The following is a 15,971-nucleotide window of genomic DNA, read 5'->3' as shown; positions in this document are numbered from 1 at the left end:
CAACCACTAATGATGTGATATTGATCGACTTAATGACGATTAATCTCTTGTTTATTTGATTTTTAGCTACGAGAGATGCCCATAATAAAAAGGAAATTTAATTAGAACACGAAGGATATGTATCTACACATGATCACATCAGCTCCTTGGGTGATGTATCCAGAAATTGGAGAAGACCCAAGCAAAAAATGGATTTTTCGTGAGCCAGAAGTGTCGGATGGTGACAACGTCTACAGCTTGATAGCAGATTGTCCACCACTCGATATGAACTCTTCATATTGCAATTTCCTTCAGTCTACGCACTTCAGCAAAACCTGTATTTTGGTTGAGCATAAAGGCGAGCTCGCAGGGTTTATCTCTGGTTATCAAAAGCCAGATGAACCTAATGTGTTGTTCGTCTGGCAGGTCGCCGTCGCTCCTCGTTTTAGAGGCAAGGGTTTGGCTTTTCAAATGCTCGACAATTTATTAAAGCGAGAAGGGCTTGAAGGCATCGACACCGTCGAAACCACAATTACTAAATCTAATGAGGCATCTTGGGCACTATTTAAAAAACTCGATGCTCAAAATAGTAATGCTGGTGAGGTGACCACTTTCTTGGACGAAAAAGATCATTTCAAGGGCAAACACGATACGGAATACCTGTATCGCATTCCCCTCAATTAACTCCCACCCAATAGGAATCAAATAACGGTCTCATCATGGATATTTTCAAAAAGCAGGAATCCAACGTACGTTCATACTCAAACAGTTTCCCGGTTGTCTTTCGCAAAGCAAAAGGTTCCTGGCTAGAAACAGAACAAGGCGAACGTTACCTCGATTTCCTTGCTGGAGCGGGATCTCTAAATTACGGTCATAACAATCCAGTACTCAAGCAAGCGCTTCTTGAGTACATTGAAATGGATGGCATTACACACGGCTTAGACATGCACTCAGAAGCAAAAGCCGCTTTTCTTGAAGCCTTGAATAAGTACATTCTTGAACCAAGAGCGCTTGATTACAAAGTTCAATTCACTGGCCCTACGGGAACCAACGCCGTTGAAGCCGCCATTAAATTGGCAAAGAAAGTGAAAGGGCGCAGTAGTATCGTAGCTTTCACCAACGGTTTTCACGGTTGTACGGCGGGTGCGTTAGCGGCAACGGGTAACCAACATCATCGCCAAGGCGCGGGCTCTAGTCTTAACAACGTCACTCGTATTCCTTTCGAAGGTTATGCTGATATTGATGGTCTCAAACTGTTTGAAACCATGTTGACCGATAACTCGGCGGGTATGGATAAGCCAGCGGCAGTACTGCTAGAAACCGTGCAAGGTGAAGGTGGTCTAAATGTGGCATCCAACGCGTGGCTGCAGCGGTTAAGTAAGTTGTGTAAAGCACACGATATCTTATTGATTGTTGACGATATCCAAGCAGGGTGCGGCAGAACAGGTACATTCTTCAGCTTTGAGCCATCGGGTATCAAGCCAGATATGGTGACTCTGTCTAAATCCATTGGTGGTTATGGTCTACCAATGGCTATTGTGCTCTTAAAGCCAGAACTTGATCAGTGGAAACCAGGCGAGCATAACGGCACATTCCGAGGAAATAACCACGCGTTTGTGACTGCCACGAAAGCACTCGAGGCTTACTGGTCAAACGATAACTTCGAAACGCACATTAAGCGTTGCTCAAGCATGGTTAATGAAGTTATTCAACGTTCGGTTCAACGATTCCCTGAGTTGTTTGTACAGCGCAAAGGCCGCGGCATGATGATCGGAATTGAATGTAAGAACGGTCAAATCTCAGGCGATATTGCTAAAACCTGTTTCGACAATGGCATGGTGATTGAAACTGCAGGACCAAATGATGAAGTCGTGAAGTTCTTCTGTCCATTGACCATTTCAGAATCCGAACTTACGCAAGGGCTGAATATCTTCGAGGGTTCAGTCGAAGCCATCGCAAGCAAACATTTCAAACAAGCATCATAGCAAGGAAAGAATTATGATCGTTAGAACACTCGATGAGTGTCGCAATAGCGAAAGACGTGTTGTGTCGGACAACTGGGAAAGCGTACGTATGTTATTGAAAGATGACAACATGGGCTTCTCATTCCATATCACGACGATATACGAAGGAACAGAAACGCACATCCATTATCAGAACCATCTCGAGTCGGTATTTTGCATGAGTGGAGAAGGGGAAATAGAAGTCGTAGGTGGCGAAACCTATCCAATTAAACCCGGCACACTGTACATCCTTGATAAGCATGACGAACATTATCTTCGTGCATACAAAAACAAAGAAATGGTGATGGCATGCGTGTTTAACCCACCAATTACAGGTGCGGAAGTGCACGATGAGAACGGTGTTTACCCTCTGGTTGACTAGCCTAACTCTATAAACATTTGAAATGGGGTGAAGCTTCACCCCATTTTCTTTTCCTTTCTTTCAAATTACCAATCATTAAGGCCCTCTCATGACATTTACCGTAGAAAAGATCGGCGGTACTTCGATGACAGCATTCGATGCTGTGCTTGATAACATTCTCCTTCGTCCACAAAACCCTTATAACCGGATTTTTGTCGTTTCTGCCTACGGTGGTATGACGGATGCACTACTGGAATGCAAAAAAACCAGCAAGCCAGGCGTCTATCAATTGATTGCCAAGCGAGATGAAGCATGGGAGGAGGCGTTAGATTATGTTGAAAGTCGAATGCTACTGACCAATGAACATATCTTTGCTGACCCAATGAATAGAATGCGTGCGGATAAATTCATCCGTTCTCGCATCGCAGAAGCTAAAAACTGTGTCACCAACATTCTTGAAACTTGTCAGTATGGTCAATTTTCTCTACGTCATTATTTGCCTCAAATTCGTGAATTTCTCTCCTCGATAGGTGAAGTACACAGTGCCTATAACACGGCTTTGAAATTGAAAAATATCGGCATTAATGCAAAGTTTGTCGATCTTTCTGGTTGGGATAACCAAACACCCAAAACACTGGATGAATCTATCTCTGATGCCTTTGCTGAGATTGATGTTACTCAAGAATTGCCAATTGTCACAGGGTATGCCTACTGCAAAGAAGGTTTAATGCACACCTATGATCGCGGTTACAGTGAGATGACGTTCAGTCGCATCGCTGCCATGACTAAAGCTGATCTGGCGATTATCCATAAGGAATACCATTTAAGTTCTGCCGATCCGCGAGTGGTTGGTGTCAATAACGTTAACCCTATAGGCTCGACCAACTATGATGTGGCTGATCAACTGGCAAACTTAGGGATGGAAGCCATCCATCCCAATGCTGCTGCGGGTCTACGTGAGAGCGGTATTGAGTTACAAATAAAGAACACGTTTGAGCCTGAGCACCAAGGAACGTTAATCTCAGCAGATTATCGCCCAGAGAATGATCGTATTGAGATTATTGCAGGTAAACAAAAGGTGTTTGCACTTCATTTGTTTGACCAAGCGATGGTAGGCAAAGTAGATAATGTCAGTTACGAACTGATGGAAATCATTGCGGACGCTCGCGTTAATCTGATTGGGAAGGAGATGAACGCAAACTCAATCACTTATTACCTAGGCGGCAGCATTGATAGTTTAAACAAAGTGCTCTACAAGGCTGAAAAGCGCCACCCTAAAGCATCAATTACAGGAAAAATGGTCGCGTTGATCTCAGCGATTGGTTCTCAGATTGACACTAATAAAACTTTAGCGAAAGGCGTACTAGCGCTGATGAACAGTGGGGTAACACCGATCGCGCTCCATTCATCAATGAGAAACGTGAATGTACAGTTTGTGGTCAGTGATGGCGAGTATAAACAAGCGATTTGTGCACTGCACGAAGAGTTCTTTGAGCAAGGCAGTACAATGAAAAAATCAGTGAGCGTTGCTTAAAGCGTTTAGTTGGTAATGGAAATAGTAAAGGAGCCAATTGTGGCTCCTTTGTGTTTCTTATCGAACAATTTAGATATTCGGGCGAGCAGTCTCGTTAGTGGATGGCGGTAAGTGAGGCAACGTCACTTCCGGTTGATCACCCGTTAGAGAACGTAAGAACTCAGTGATTTTTCCAGACTCTTCCTTCGTCAGCTTTTGGCCAAGTTGTAAATCAGCCATCATCGACACCGCTTCTTCTAACTCCCAAACTGAGCCATCATGGAAGTAAGGGTAGGTCAGTTCAACATTTCTTAGTGTCGGTACTTTGAAGACAAACTTATCGAAATCATTACCCGTGATCGCTTTACGTCCCACATCTGGGTTATCCGTTGCGAACGGCTTCACTAAGCCCATTTTTTGGTACATTTGACCACCAGCGAGAGGGCCGCTGTGACACGCTGTACAACCTTTCGCTTTGAATAAGTTGTAACCCTCGACCTGTGCGGTAGTGAGGGCATTATCGTCGCCTTTTAACCAAAGATCGAATGGCGCGTTTGGTGTACGCAAGGTTTGTTCGAACGTTGCAATCGCATCGGTGACGTTATCAATATCTATGGTCTCAGTACCATACGCCTCTTTAAACCACTCGCGATATTGTGGAATCGACTTGAGCGTGTCGATCGCAAGCTGGTGGCTAAAGGCCATTTCGAGTGGGTTTTCTATAGGGCCAGCCGCTTGTTCTTGCAAATCTTTTGCGCGCCCGTTCCAGAACTGAACAAAGTTCAAATCTGAGTTAAACACCGTCGGTGAGTTGATAGGACCAATGGCCCATTTATGACCAATGGAGCTTGGTAGGTTATCGACGCCACCTTTTGCGATGTTATGGCAAGAGTTACAAGAAATGGTGTTGGAGGCGGATAAACGAGGTTCAAACCACAACGTTTTACCCAGTTCTACTTTCTTAGCATCAAGGCCAGAAATAGGCTCAATGACCTTGATTGGCTCTGCAGATTGGCGCTCTGCATAGGCACCGAAAGATAGGACTGACAAGACGCTCACTGCTATAAGAGTTTTCATAATAACTTCCTTTTTAAGTGATTTTTCACTCTCACTAGGGCGGCGTACTTCTTATTGGTACGCTCTGGAAGTCACGGTATAGCAATCGTTTTATTCGATAAAATGCAAAAAATCGATGGTTTTTATGGCAAAAAACGATGTTAAAAACGCACAAACTTTGCACGATTTGATTTTGCTAGCTTCCCAAGCAGTTGGTCACCTTTCATTTACAAATATGCAAAGAATATAAACGACAGGTTCGTTGATTTAGGTCAATTATGCAATCAAATGAACCTTAGTAGGTGAAAAACCTAGAATGAAAGAAAAGTGAAGTCTTTATTGCGTAAATTATCGGTAGTAGGAGGGTATGTAACAGGTAATATGTCAGGTGTGTAGAATTATTCTATTTTAGGGATTTTGCTCTAAGTCTAAATGAATCTTTGTATTTCAATTTCAATAAAGCTTGGTTATTGATCATGTTTCTGAGTGTGTGAATTATTATCAATTACGCATCCGGTTGCGCATTGTTCTAGGTTGAATCGTGTAACGTCACTGCAGCACGTATTGAGCGTATTACGCTGATTGTCTGTGTTTTCGTGTTGACAGTTTGGTACTAGGTAAAAATCAACAACACTATGATTTCAAGGAACATTTTATGTCAAAGAAACTACTTACTTGTTGTATAACCTCGGCACTCTGTTTTCATTCTGCTTCCGTTTACTCTAAATCAACGGATCTGCCAGGTGCTTCTGATTTACAACAAGCCCCTGCAGCGTTGATGCTCGCTCCGGACGATGTTGCCATCGCTGATCGTTACATTGTGGTCTTTAAACAGCCACAAATGATACCGAACGATTCTCCTGATTTTCAGCAGTCCACACAGCAATCCGTGGACAGTATGTCCGGCTTATATTCAATACAGGTAGAATCCGTATTTGATCGCTCAATTAGCGGCTTTGTTGCCACGTTGAATACAAATCAGCTGGACGAACTGCGTGCTGATCCGAGAGTAGACTATATCGAACAAGATAAAATGCTAACGCTTGAACCGATAGTCTCGGTAGAAGCGAACCAAAGCAATGCTATTTGGGGACTTGATCGAATTGATCAGCGCAGCCTACCGCTTGATAGCAATTACAACGCCAACTTTGATGGCACTGGGGTAACGGCTTATGTCATCGATACAGGTGTGAACAATTCACACGCCGAGTTTGGTGGGCGTTCTGTTTCTGGCTACGACTTTGTCGATAATGATTCAGACTCAAGTGACTGTAATGGACACGGCACACACGTTGCGGGCACCATTGGCGGCAGCCAGTACGGTGTGGCAAAGAACGTGAATATTGTTGGTGTAAGAGTGCTTAGCTGTTCTGGCTCAGGTTCGACATCCGGTGTCATTGCCGGGGTGGACTGGGTGGCGGCTAACGCTTCAGGGTCTTCTGTTGCCAACATGAGTTTGGGAGGCGGCCAATCTGTCGCTCTCGATAGCGCGGTGCAAAGTGCAGTTCAGTCTGGCGTGAGCTTTATGCTGGCTGCTGGCAATTCTAATGCGGATGCTTGTAACTATTCACCTGCTCGTGTTGCTTCTGGTGTGACCGTTGGCTCCACAACGAGCTCAGATTCACGCTCGAGCTTTTCAAACTGGGGTAGCTGTGTCGATGTATTTGCACCAGGCTCGCAAATCAAATCTGCTTGGTATGATGGTGGCTACAAAACCATCAGTGGCACCTCAATGGCAACGCCACATGTAGCCGGTGTTGCAGCGCTATATCTTCAAGAAAACAGTGCATTATCACCAAGCCAGCTAGAGGCTCTGATTGCTGAACGAGCATCCAATGGAAAAGTCTCAGACACTCGCGGAAGCGTAAACAAGCTGCTCTATAGCTTGTCAGATTCTGACTGTGGTCAAGATTGTGGTGGTCCAAATCCAACACCGGATCCTGAGGGCAAGCTAACCTCTGGTTTACCAGTGAATGGCTTGAGCGGCGCAACAGGTGCGATGGACTATTTCTATGCTGACCTAGAGGCAGGCCAACGTCTAACTGTTCAAACCATTGGTGGAAGTGGGGATGCTGACCTCTACGTACGCTTTGGCTCGAAACCAACACGCAATAACTGGGATTGCAGACCATACAAATACGGTAACAACGAGACATGCACAGTGACCGCACCGCAGAGCGGTCGGTACTACATCATGATTTACGCATATTCTAGCTACAGCGGTATGACCATTCAGGCGAACTACTAACTTACAACACCAAGCCCACTTTACGGTGGGCTTAGTTTTTGAAAGCTCTATGTTTGAGCCTATTCAAATACATTTGTTTGTCGTTCTAAAGGGGTAACTAGATGGGAGTAGCTGTCGCTCTAAATAATATTGAATTTGAATTATGGATAGAGATGTAAACGTCTGTCGTTGTATTCACCAAAAATTTTCCGTTGTTTAAAACTCGTGAATAAATAGCGTTCAAATTCATTTTTTCTGTGAATTAATTAAACTAACAGTTATCTTAAAAGAAAGGGAATAATAGCCCTCTGAGATTTCATGATGAGCTTTTGAGTAGTAAAAATATCTATTTTAATGGTTAATTTGTCGCCACTATTTATCTAATTGTTAGAACTATCATATTGTAACAAATTCTTACATTTGGTATTTAGGGGCAGTTTAATGCGATATCAATCTTCACCAAGTAACCATACAGAACAGCTACAACAGTCAACTCAAGAACGCGCTGAACAACAACGTCTGGCTCGAAAAGAAGAGCTTAAAGTGACACAAGAAGATAATAAGCGTTGGGCTGCAAATCGAGAAAGAGTCATGGCTGAACGCAACAGTGAAAATACTGAAGTCACCTTAACTCAATTAAAAGAAAATAAGAAAAAGGGTGGGCTTAGTTCTTTGTTGTGCGCGAAACCGAGTTTTTCCAAGCTCCCAACCAAGACCGTTGCTTATTGTTGGGTTAATACAAAAGCGGAAAGTGGTGAAGACAATATTATTCCAAGCGTTGAAAAGGAGCATGGTCTATTGAACGTCATTAGTAATGCAAAAATCACCCCGAAGGTAAAGCACATTATATATGTTGATAGACGCACTAAGGGGCGAACCTGTTATGACTCACGCGTTGAGCTTCCTGATAATGTTAAGTTTGTTTCAGTTGATGAATTGCTGAGCAAGAAAAACATCGCGACGCCAGTCATTGCCAAGAAGGTGACTGAATTGTATGAGGCAAGTATCAACCATGGCAGCCCAGCTTTTGCGAAGAATATGGTCTCTTTACTTGCCCTAAATGCTGGAGATTACTTCTTCGATATTGGTGTCAGCATCAAGCCAGACGGGAATTTAGTTAAGCATCTTAATGGCGAGAGCAAATTTTCCGGCGGTGCAGTAGGTAACGGGAGTTATTTGATGGGTGGACACGATAAAGAAGATATTGAGACAGTTGTTGAGTACCTCTACGAAATGTATACCTGTGAAAGAGCACCAACGGTGCATCCTAAAAAAGCAGTGGAGGTATTAGAAAACCTCGATAAATCGTTGAAGCCAGCAGATGTGATAAGTGAAGTGACAAGCAACTCGAAACTCAACGAAAAAATCACACCTGCAGACTTCGTTACTTACTCTCGTAGGATGGAGAAGGGATTCGCTGAGCGTGGTGTTAAGACTACGATGTGTGAATATGCCCGTTACACGGACGTCGTCTTTGGTAACAACATTGCCGTGCTCACGACTAAAGTGAAAACGGGCTTTAGGAGCGGAACAGATTTCGTTAATACCCATAAGATGAGCCACATTCACAAAACTAAAGTGGAAGCGCATCACGTGCCAGTTTTATAAGGTAAGCAGCTCAAAAACACAAAAGGGACTCATTTGAGTCCCCTTATATTGAAATTAGATTGTTTTTTCTTTTAGCTTTAGAATCGGGGACTCTATGATTCAGGCTAACTTGGTTTTGCCCCGTTTTGAGTTAGACCTTTTACTCATTAATATCCTATTTACATGAATTTAGATTAGCTTCATTTACTGTTTATTAATGCATCATTTAAATGTTGACGAAGGCATACCAAAAAGGTATATATTTTCTATGATAATTTTTAATTTAGTCTCATCTCATAGCAACCATCAGTCATCCCATATTTGGCTGGGGGTAGCTATTGCTGAGTGAATTTAGGTAAGCCTGCTCACTGAGAAAGTACCTTCAGCATAAACTCTAGGGCTTCGTAACAAATCAGTGTTCAAGGAATACCAAATGAATGATTGTTTATTAATTACACCTTTACAACATAATAAAAAATATAAGCTGGCCATTTGCAATAATATAATTGGTAACTTTTCAATATGGTTTTTTAATACTTCAATAATGCTATTACTTGTTGAGTATTCAAACTCCGCTTCAATTGGCGTGATGGCATTTATATCTATTAACGCTCCAATCGCCTTATTTAGCATTGCTTCAGGGATAATTAGCGATAAATATGATAAAGAAAATATAATTCTCATATCAAATCTCTCTATCGTTTCTTTTGTTTTTTTAATGCTATTTTTTCAATCGATACAATATATTTTAATAATAACTTTTTTCATTTCTTCGATAGCAGCAGTAAGAGTAATTGCAATGCAATCATATATCGCCAGCGTTATCGATGTTAGTCAGCTTAACACCTCAGCAAGTATAAATAGCATTTCTCTTGCTTTTGTAAGAATATTAGGAACCTTAACATCGGGTTACTTATATTCTCTTTTAGGCTTTTTTGAGTCATTGTTAATAATTGCTATTTTAATGGTGATAACCATACCAATATCAATTAAATCAGTTAACTACAAAGTAGAAAGAGTAAGAAAAAAAGAGCCAAAGCAAAGTTTTTACAATAGTATTTCCATGAACCAAGAATATAAGAAATGTTTATTTGATTCTGTTATTCTCTTTTTGAGTGGCAGTTCATTATGGTCATTAATGCCTTATATCTCATCACATGAATTAGGTTTAAATCAATCATTCCAATCACTACTAATGTCTCTAATGATTCTTGGGGCAGTACCCGCATTCCTGATCAGGGAGAGAATATCATCGATTAAAATTAATAGTTTTACATATAAATCAGTCACGATAACCCTATCATTAACGCTCTTAATAACTAACTTTTCTATCAGCTATTCAACTATAATCGCATCCTTTTTTATTGCTATCTTTGGCTTTTTATGGTCAATAAAGGTGACTATTATAAACCGAGAAATTCAACGTATGGGTAGAGAAAGAAACAACATAGGGTTAACTATATCAATATCATACACTTTTATGTACTTAGCGATGACAATAGGATCTTTCTTTTTTGGTCAGATAACAGATATATTTAACGTACAGTATTCACTTTATATCTCTGCATTGATTATGGCTATTCCAATTTTTAGTGAAAGGCTGATATTAATAGGCAAAAGATTATAGGAAGATGTTGAATTTGGTTGTTTAATGCTGTTGGTCTTTCTCAAATAACATTTATCCAATGTGTTGAATTAGATCACGCTAATATTACATATCTGATATAAGAAAACATTGCCAATATCATAAGGGGGATGGTTTAAAAATCAAACATCGCCCTAATTTTTCTAATATCAACTAACCTAAGCTGTACAAACTTCCTAAGAAGCTTCTGTCCAATACTTTCCTAGAAGCTGTTCAAACTCTAATGTCTACCGACACGGAGTTGTGCCTAAAATTCACTCCGCATAAAGAGAATCATAACTTGAGAAATTTCGATATGCGCCGTGTTTTATTTTAGTGGATGTAACCATCAAATCCTCAATCCTGATGAAGATTATTTCGGTAGGCAAAGATACGCAGCATAAGCTGGACCAACTACTTAAGGTAACTCACTTATGTTTGTAACCATTGGGAGCCATTTCTCTACTTATCAAGGACAGTGAATATGTGTACTAATTTTTCCATTACAGGGATGACATTGGATCCAAACAAGAACATACCCGTAGTCGGTCGTTCAATGGAGTTAGGACCAAGTCTTAAATCAGAGTTATTTTTCCGCAGCAAAGGGCATGAGTACACACAAGGTGCAGCGAAGGAGTTGACGCCATACAGTTTTGAGAGTGATGAATTTGTTATACGACCAGACATCTCCCTAGTGAATACCAAGTTATACACATGGAAAGGCAAGTACGATTTTGTTGCTTTGAATGGGTTTTCTACCTCAATCAAAAAAAGCGTTGGTGTAACACAGATGTTGGCCGATATTGCAAGCAATGGGATGAATAAAGAAGGATTGACGTCTGGAACTATGGTTTTGGTACAATCTGAATATCAAGAACCATTGAAGCAAGATGGAGAGTTCAAAAACTGCAAAGGGGTGATTTATTATCCGAGTATCACTACATGGATCCTGTCTAACTGCGCTACGTGCCAAGATGTTATTGATGGTCTCCAATACGATAAATTGGTAGTCAATGAGAATGACTCTGACTTAAAAGAAAGCGATATCCCAGATGAAGATAAAATCTTAGTTGCCAATCCTTTCTCTAAAGTACCAAGTGCAATGTATTTTCATTTTCATGTTCAAGATGCTTTGGGCAATGGTATTGTATTGGAATACGTGGACGGCAAACTCACGATTACAGACCTTAACCCAATCGGAGTGCTAACGAACGACCCGTTGATTGCTTGGCAGCAAGAGAATGTCCGATACAACTATGTTGATGTGGTGCCATTTAACTTTCCAAGATAATGACAGTCACGCTGCGACTCCTAATGTTGAAACCTATGATAATGCAGCAAGCCGATTTAAGTGCAACTCTAATGCTCAAGGTACAGGCTTTTCTAAAGTTCCTGGTAGTTCGACTCCTTTAGATCGTTTTGTGAGAGCGTCGATGATGGCCAATTTCTCTTTCCCTGTGTATCAGTTAACGGATGATGAGGATATTTTGGCTGCCAACTTGGATTCTATGCAATATAGAAAAGAGGCACTGAGCAGAGATATTCGTGTAGGCAAAGAAGACGCGACAACATTAGCTTTTCACATTTTAAATACCGTGGATATTCCGCAGGGAACGAGCAGAGACTCCACTGGCAATCTGGTTCACGACTATACACAGTGGGCAACCGTATCTGATTTGGTCAATAAAAAGTACTCTGTGAGAATGTATGAATCACCACAGATATTCAGCTTAGACCTAAATAAATTGGACTTTAAAAAACTAGAAAAAGAGGCACCTTACAAGTTAGATATTGGCGATAAACCTATTGATATTACTAATAAAGTAAACGGACGATAGGCTTATGTCCAAAACACCTTATAAAGGAAAGTGACACACACTCTAACTCCTGGAACAAAAACGCCCACACTTATTCAGCAGAGTGGGCGTTTATCTTTTCAATCCAAAACCCGCTGCTACTTCACTGCTTCCACTTCCAACATCGACGTTTGAGTCGCAGACAAGTTTTGTTTTACATAGCTAGTAAGTTGTAACCATGCAAGCAAACCTGCGAGAACGTTAGCAATTGTCGCCGCGATGACGATTGTAAAAATGTCACCCTGTAATGAACCAATAGCAATCGCTGGGATGTACAGAACTACCAATCTCACAAAGCAAACGAACAGGGCAGTTTTTGGTTTACCCAATGCGTTGAAGATAGAAGTGACAACCATACACAAACCTAAAGGGCCGTAGCTAAACGGAATCACCCAAAGCGCTAGCTTTAACCACTCTTGCATTGTGTTGTCCGCCGATAGTAGAGGAACAACAATTGGTAAACTCACCACCAACAAAGTTGCGATGACCAAGTGGAACAAAATCACAAAGCGAGAAGCCGATTGGACGAGTGCTTGGATTGAATCAAAACGCTCGGCACCGAGTTCACGGCCAATAATTGGTGGCAATGACATGGTGAGTGCCAGCGTGAAGATCAGCAAGAAGCTTTCCACTCGGTTTAACAAACTCCAAAATGCGATTTCATTAGTACCAAGATGAGCGATGAACATAACTGTCACGAAAGCACTGACTGACGGTAATATCTGATTCATCATGGTTGGAATCGTGGTTTTGATCAGCAGAGCAGCATCGTCTTTGCTAGCTAAAGCCGAAGAGAAAGGCGCGAACCATTGACGACCTTTGGCTTTTTTCATCATGTAAAGCGCGCTGATGGCAAAGCCAAGCATCGATGCTAATGCAGCACCCGCAATTCCCATGTTTAGAACGAACATAAAGATCGGATCGAGCACGAGGTTGATAAGGCTTGCGATAACAAAGACAGAGCCCGTGACTTTAGTATCACCATTCGCACGGTAAACACAGGTCATTAAATACAGCACGGCACTGGATAGTGCGCTCAACAACCATAGGCCCCAGAACTGACCAAATAACGTTTCGAGCTGCTGATATTGTGCGCCGCTGTCTTTCAGAGAGACAAATGCAGAAAACACACTTTGCTCCATCAACCACAACGCAAATCCAATGAGAGCGATAAAAGCGCTACCGACCAGTAACGCAAGTGAAGCGGTATTTGTCGCGCGTTGCGTATTATTCGCGCCAAAAGCATGTGAGATGATCGACGTTGCCGCGACACCAATGCCGACTTGAATGCCAATAAAGCCAGCTTGGAACGGCATGGTGATACCTTGCACGGTAAGCTCATTCACGCCGAGCATGCCGATAAACACTGCGTCGATAAGTTGTACTGACATGATCGCAAAAAGACCGACAGTCAGCGGCAGTGTTTTTTCGAGAACGGATTTTAAGGTCGAGGAAATCGCTATCATCACAAGGCTCTTGATTCGAAAGTTCGGGAACAATGCCAGTATAGAGTTGCGATTGTTAATGATAAGAGGGCTATTCCCTAAATCAGTTTTTAGATTTGGTTAATAATGAACTAAAAAGAGGCAGTATGAGTGCAACTCTGCTGGGCAAAAAGCTTAACTTGAATGCGTGTCTCTTTTTGTTTTTTATGAAATAAATTTGTTTTTGCTACGGTCTGTTTAAATCAACGTATTACCAGTTCGCTATTTACTAAAGTATGAACACATTCGGGGAAGATTATGTGGATTAAGAAGAATCATCGCTGGGCTTTATCTGAAAACGAAGCGACGCCAGAGTCCGTCTATAAAGAGCGTCGAGAGATATTGAAAAAGCTTGGCATTGCGGTTGTCGGTATGCCGCTCGCTGCGAATGCACAAGCTGGTATTTTGGACATCTTCTCGTCAAAGGAAAAGCCAGTCTCAGACAATCGAATTGACCTTAGCGCGGCGAAGCCACAACAGTACCAAGCGGATCTTTCTCTTACTCCTGAAAGTAAGATTCTGAAATACAATAACTTCTATGAGTTTGGTACCGATAAGTCTGATCCCGCGAGAAACTCTTCTGAGTTTGTGTCTGACCCATGGACGGTTGAGATCGATGGTTTGGTGAATAACCCAATTAAGCTCGACTACGATGACATCTTTAAAAAGTTCACACTTGAAGAGCGAATCTACCGCTTACGTTGTGTGGAAGCGTGGTCAATGAACATTCCGTGGATTGGTTTTCCTTTAGCGGACATAATCAAAATGGCGGACCCAAAAAGTAGCGCGAAATATGTGGCTTTTGAAACCCTCTACGATCCTAAACAGTTCCCAGCTCAAGGCTCGTTCAGCAGTATTGAATATCCTTACGTCGAAGGGCTTCGCCTTGATGAAGCAATGAACCCGCTCGCACTGATTTCTGTGGGTTTATACGGTAAGACGCTTGCGCCACAAAACGGTGCGCCACTTCGCTTAGTTGTGCCGTGGAAGTACGGCTTCAAAAGCATCAAGTCTATTGTTCGAATTCGTCTAACCGACCGGGAGCCGCCAACAACGTGGAATCGTTTAGCACCGAATGAATACGGTTTTTACGCTAATGTGAACCCGAATGTCGACCATCCACGCTGGAGCCAAGCAAGCGAGCGTTTTATCGGAGAGGGCAGTGTGCTCAGCACTCGCAGGCAGCCAACATTGATGTTCAACGGCTACGAAGAAGAGGTGGCACATCTCTATAAGAATATGGATCTGAGGAAGTTCTATTGAGAAAGCTGACGCCAAAACACATCATTGCGCTTAAAGTCCTGATCCACCTTGTCTCTCTCGGTTTCTTAGGTCTGCTGGTTATTGCGATTAATACCGACAACTTAGGTGGTGACCCTGTTCAAGGCATTATCCATTACACGGGTATCAGCGCGCTGAATACGCTGTTTATTACTTTGTTAGTTTCTCCGCTTGCGCGTTGGACCAAGCAGGGTTTGTTAGTTCGAGTTAGGAGACTACTCGGGCTATACAGCTTTTTCTGGGCAGTGCTTCATTTGGTTGCGTTTGCCGTGCTTGATTTAGGGTTAGATTGGAGTTTGCTTGCCTCTGAAATCGTCAAACGCCCTTATTTGACCGTTGGTGCAGCAGTGTGGGTAATCTTGTTACTTCTGGCGGTAACTTCGATTCAATCCATTCAACGTAAAATGGGTCCTAAATGGCAAAAGCTGCATAACTGGGTTTACTTAGCTGCGATATTGGCACCGATTCATTTCTATTGGTCGGTGAAGTCAGAGGTAGCAGAGCCAACCATCTATATCCTAATCGCCATTGGTTTGTTGCTGGTGCGCTGGAAGACATTGAAGCAGCGAGTGTTTCGAAAAATGTTATCCAGTTGATGCGCTGTTAGACCAATTGCGATAAATGAATCAACAGACAAAAAGGGGCTACATGAGCCCCTTTCTTAATTGGATAAAAAGCCGTTAACCCAAGCTTTCTGTTGCTGTTGGCTTACCACGCTTCCACACCTTTCGTTCGCTCTCGCCAATGACCTTAGGCTAGTTCTATCAAATCCCACCACAACGCTCATACCGTTAGCCCGAACCCTACGACTAATGTCTAACTACCTGAGACTATTTGTATTTTTTCGTTTGGTATAAGGTACTAGCAACTGAATTTTAAGAGTTCATAAAGATCAGTCATCGAGTTCTTGTAATACCAATCACAGTAAATAAGTGATCAGAAATAGCGTAGGGAAAATGCTTGAGAACAAGGCGCAATTTTTCGATAAGTAGTTATTCTA

13 protein-coding genes are annotated in these 15,971 nt (G+C 42.2%); 11 read left to right on the top strand and 2 right to left on the bottom strand.

All coding sequences use genetic code 11. The annotated features are described in order from the left end of the window. Window positions 1-129 precede the first annotated feature (129 nt). From ectA to VJL_RS13345, 4 genes are all read left to right on the top strand, one after another. Entirely contained in the window at window positions 130-663 is a 534-nt protein-coding gene (gene ectA / locus VJL_RS13360; protein WP_038872407.1) for a diaminobutyrate acetyltransferase, read from the top strand. 35 nt (window positions 664-698) lie between these two features. Continuing rightward, a complete protein-coding gene (ectB, locus tag VJL_RS13355) occupies window positions 699-1,964 on the top strand; it encodes a diaminobutyrate--2-oxoglutarate transaminase (RefSeq protein WP_038878614.1) in 1,266 nt (421 codons plus the stop codon). 13 nt (window positions 1,965-1,977) lie between these two features. Then, complete coding sequence (locus VJL_RS13350; RefSeq protein WP_005393369.1) at window positions 1,978-2,364, top strand: ectoine synthase; 387 nt, start codon at window positions 1,978-1,980, stop codon at window positions 2,362-2,364. Between the two features lie 88 nt (window positions 2,365-2,452). After that, a complete protein-coding gene (locus tag VJL_RS13345; RefSeq protein ID WP_038878612.1) occupies window positions 2,453-3,877 on the top strand; it encodes an aspartate kinase in 1,425 nt (474 codons plus the stop codon). Between the two features lie 69 nt (window positions 3,878-3,946). Here VJL_RS13345 and VJL_RS13340 read toward each other — a convergent pair whose 3' ends face one another. Beyond that, window positions 3,947-4,933: a cytochrome-c peroxidase gene (locus VJL_RS13340; RefSeq protein ID WP_038872414.1), complete on the bottom strand. Its 987-nt coding sequence runs from the start codon at window positions 4,931-4,933 to the stop codon at window positions 3,947-3,949. Between the two features lie 634 nt (window positions 4,934-5,567). Between VJL_RS13340 and VJL_RS13335 the strand changes: the two genes are divergently transcribed. From VJL_RS13335 to VJL_RS29995, 5 genes are all read left to right on the top strand, one after another. Beyond that, window positions 5,568-7,160 carry a S8 family peptidase gene (locus tag VJL_RS13335; protein WP_038878610.1) on the top strand — a complete coding sequence of 531 codons (1,593 nt, stop codon included), beginning with the start codon at window positions 5,568-5,570 and terminating at the stop codon, window positions 7,158-7,160. Between the two features lie 522 nt (window positions 7,161-7,682). Then, window positions 7,683-8,747: a hypothetical protein gene (locus VJL_RS13330; RefSeq protein WP_227741135.1), complete on the top strand. Its 1,065-nt coding sequence runs from the start codon at window positions 7,683-7,685 to the stop codon at window positions 8,745-8,747. 412 nt (window positions 8,748-9,159) lie between these two features. Further along, window positions 9,160-10,353 carry an MFS transporter gene (locus VJL_RS13325; RefSeq protein ID WP_038878607.1) on the top strand — a complete coding sequence of 398 codons (1,194 nt, stop codon included), beginning with the start codon at window positions 9,160-9,162 and terminating at the stop codon, window positions 10,351-10,353. Between the two features lie 481 nt (window positions 10,354-10,834). After that, window positions 10,835-11,641, top strand: coding sequence for a linear amide C-N hydrolase (locus VJL_RS30000; RefSeq protein WP_227741134.1), 807 nt, complete (start codon window positions 10,835-10,837; stop codon window positions 11,639-11,641). Then, the gene (locus VJL_RS29995; RefSeq protein WP_227741133.1) at window positions 11,592-12,188 is read left to right on the top strand and encodes a linear amide C-N hydrolase; all 597 of its coding nucleotides are present in this window, start codon (window positions 11,592-11,594) and stop codon (window positions 12,186-12,188) included. Before VJL_RS30000 ends, VJL_RS29995 begins: the two co-directional genes overlap by 50 nt. A 116-nt stretch (window positions 12,189-12,304) precedes the next feature. Here VJL_RS29995 and VJL_RS13315 read toward each other — a convergent pair whose 3' ends face one another. Continuing rightward, window positions 12,305-13,672 (bottom strand): MATE family efflux transporter, encoded by a 1,368-nt coding sequence (locus VJL_RS13315; RefSeq protein WP_038878606.1) that lies wholly within the window; start codon window positions 13,670-13,672, stop codon window positions 12,305-12,307. 276 nt (window positions 13,673-13,948) lie between these two features. Here VJL_RS13315 and msrP point away from each other — a divergent pair, with 276 nt between their 5' ends. After that, complete coding sequence (gene msrP / locus VJL_RS13310; protein ID WP_038878604.1) at window positions 13,949-14,953, top strand: protein-methionine-sulfoxide reductase catalytic subunit MsrP; 1,005 nt, start codon at window positions 13,949-13,951, stop codon at window positions 14,951-14,953. After that, entirely contained in the window at window positions 14,950-15,567 is a 618-nt protein-coding gene (msrQ, locus tag VJL_RS13305) for a protein-methionine-sulfoxide reductase heme-binding subunit MsrQ (protein ID WP_038878602.1), read from the top strand. Before msrP ends, msrQ begins: the two co-directional genes overlap by 4 nt. The last annotated feature ends 404 nt before the right edge of the window (window positions 15,568-15,971 follow it).

Origin of the sequence: Vibrio jasicida CAIM 1864 = LMG 25398, from assembly GCF_000400365.1 — a bacterium.
Taxonomy (GTDB): domain Bacteria; phylum Pseudomonadota; class Gammaproteobacteria; order Enterobacterales; family Vibrionaceae; genus Vibrio; species Vibrio jasicida.
This window is presented reverse-complemented; position numbering and strand designations above follow the sequence as displayed.

Coding starts and splice junctions, on each gene's coding strand:
- ectB (WP_038878614.1), top strand. CDS start 699: ATGGATATTTTCAAAAAGCAGGAATCCAACGTACGTTCATACTCAAAC.
- VJL_RS13340 (WP_038872414.1), bottom strand. CDS start 4,933: ATGAAAACTCTTATAGCAGTGAGCGTCTTGTCAGTCCTATCTTTCGGT.
- ectA (WP_038872407.1), top strand. CDS start 130: ATGATCACATCAGCTCCTTGGGTGATGTATCCAGAAATTGGAGAAGAC.
- VJL_RS13345 (WP_038878612.1), top strand. CDS start 2,453: ATGACATTTACCGTAGAAAAGATCGGCGGTACTTCGATGACAGCATTC.
- VJL_RS29995 (WP_227741133.1), top strand. CDS start 11,592: ATGTCCGATACAACTATGTTGATGTGGTGCCATTTAACTTTCCAAGAT.
- VJL_RS13335 (WP_038878610.1), top strand. CDS start 5,568: ATGTCAAAGAAACTACTTACTTGTTGTATAACCTCGGCACTCTGTTTT.
- VJL_RS30000 (WP_227741134.1), top strand. CDS start 10,835: ATGTGTACTAATTTTTCCATTACAGGGATGACATTGGATCCAAACAAG.
- VJL_RS13350 (WP_005393369.1), top strand. CDS start 1,978: ATGATCGTTAGAACACTCGATGAGTGTCGCAATAGCGAAAGACGTGTT.
- VJL_RS13325 (WP_038878607.1), top strand. CDS start 9,160: ATGAATGATTGTTTATTAATTACACCTTTACAACATAATAAAAAATAT.
- msrP (WP_038878604.1), top strand. CDS start 13,949: ATGTGGATTAAGAAGAATCATCGCTGGGCTTTATCTGAAAACGAAGCG.
- VJL_RS13315 (WP_038878606.1), bottom strand. CDS start 13,672: ATGATAGCGATTTCCTCGACCTTAAAATCCGTTCTCGAAAAAACACTG.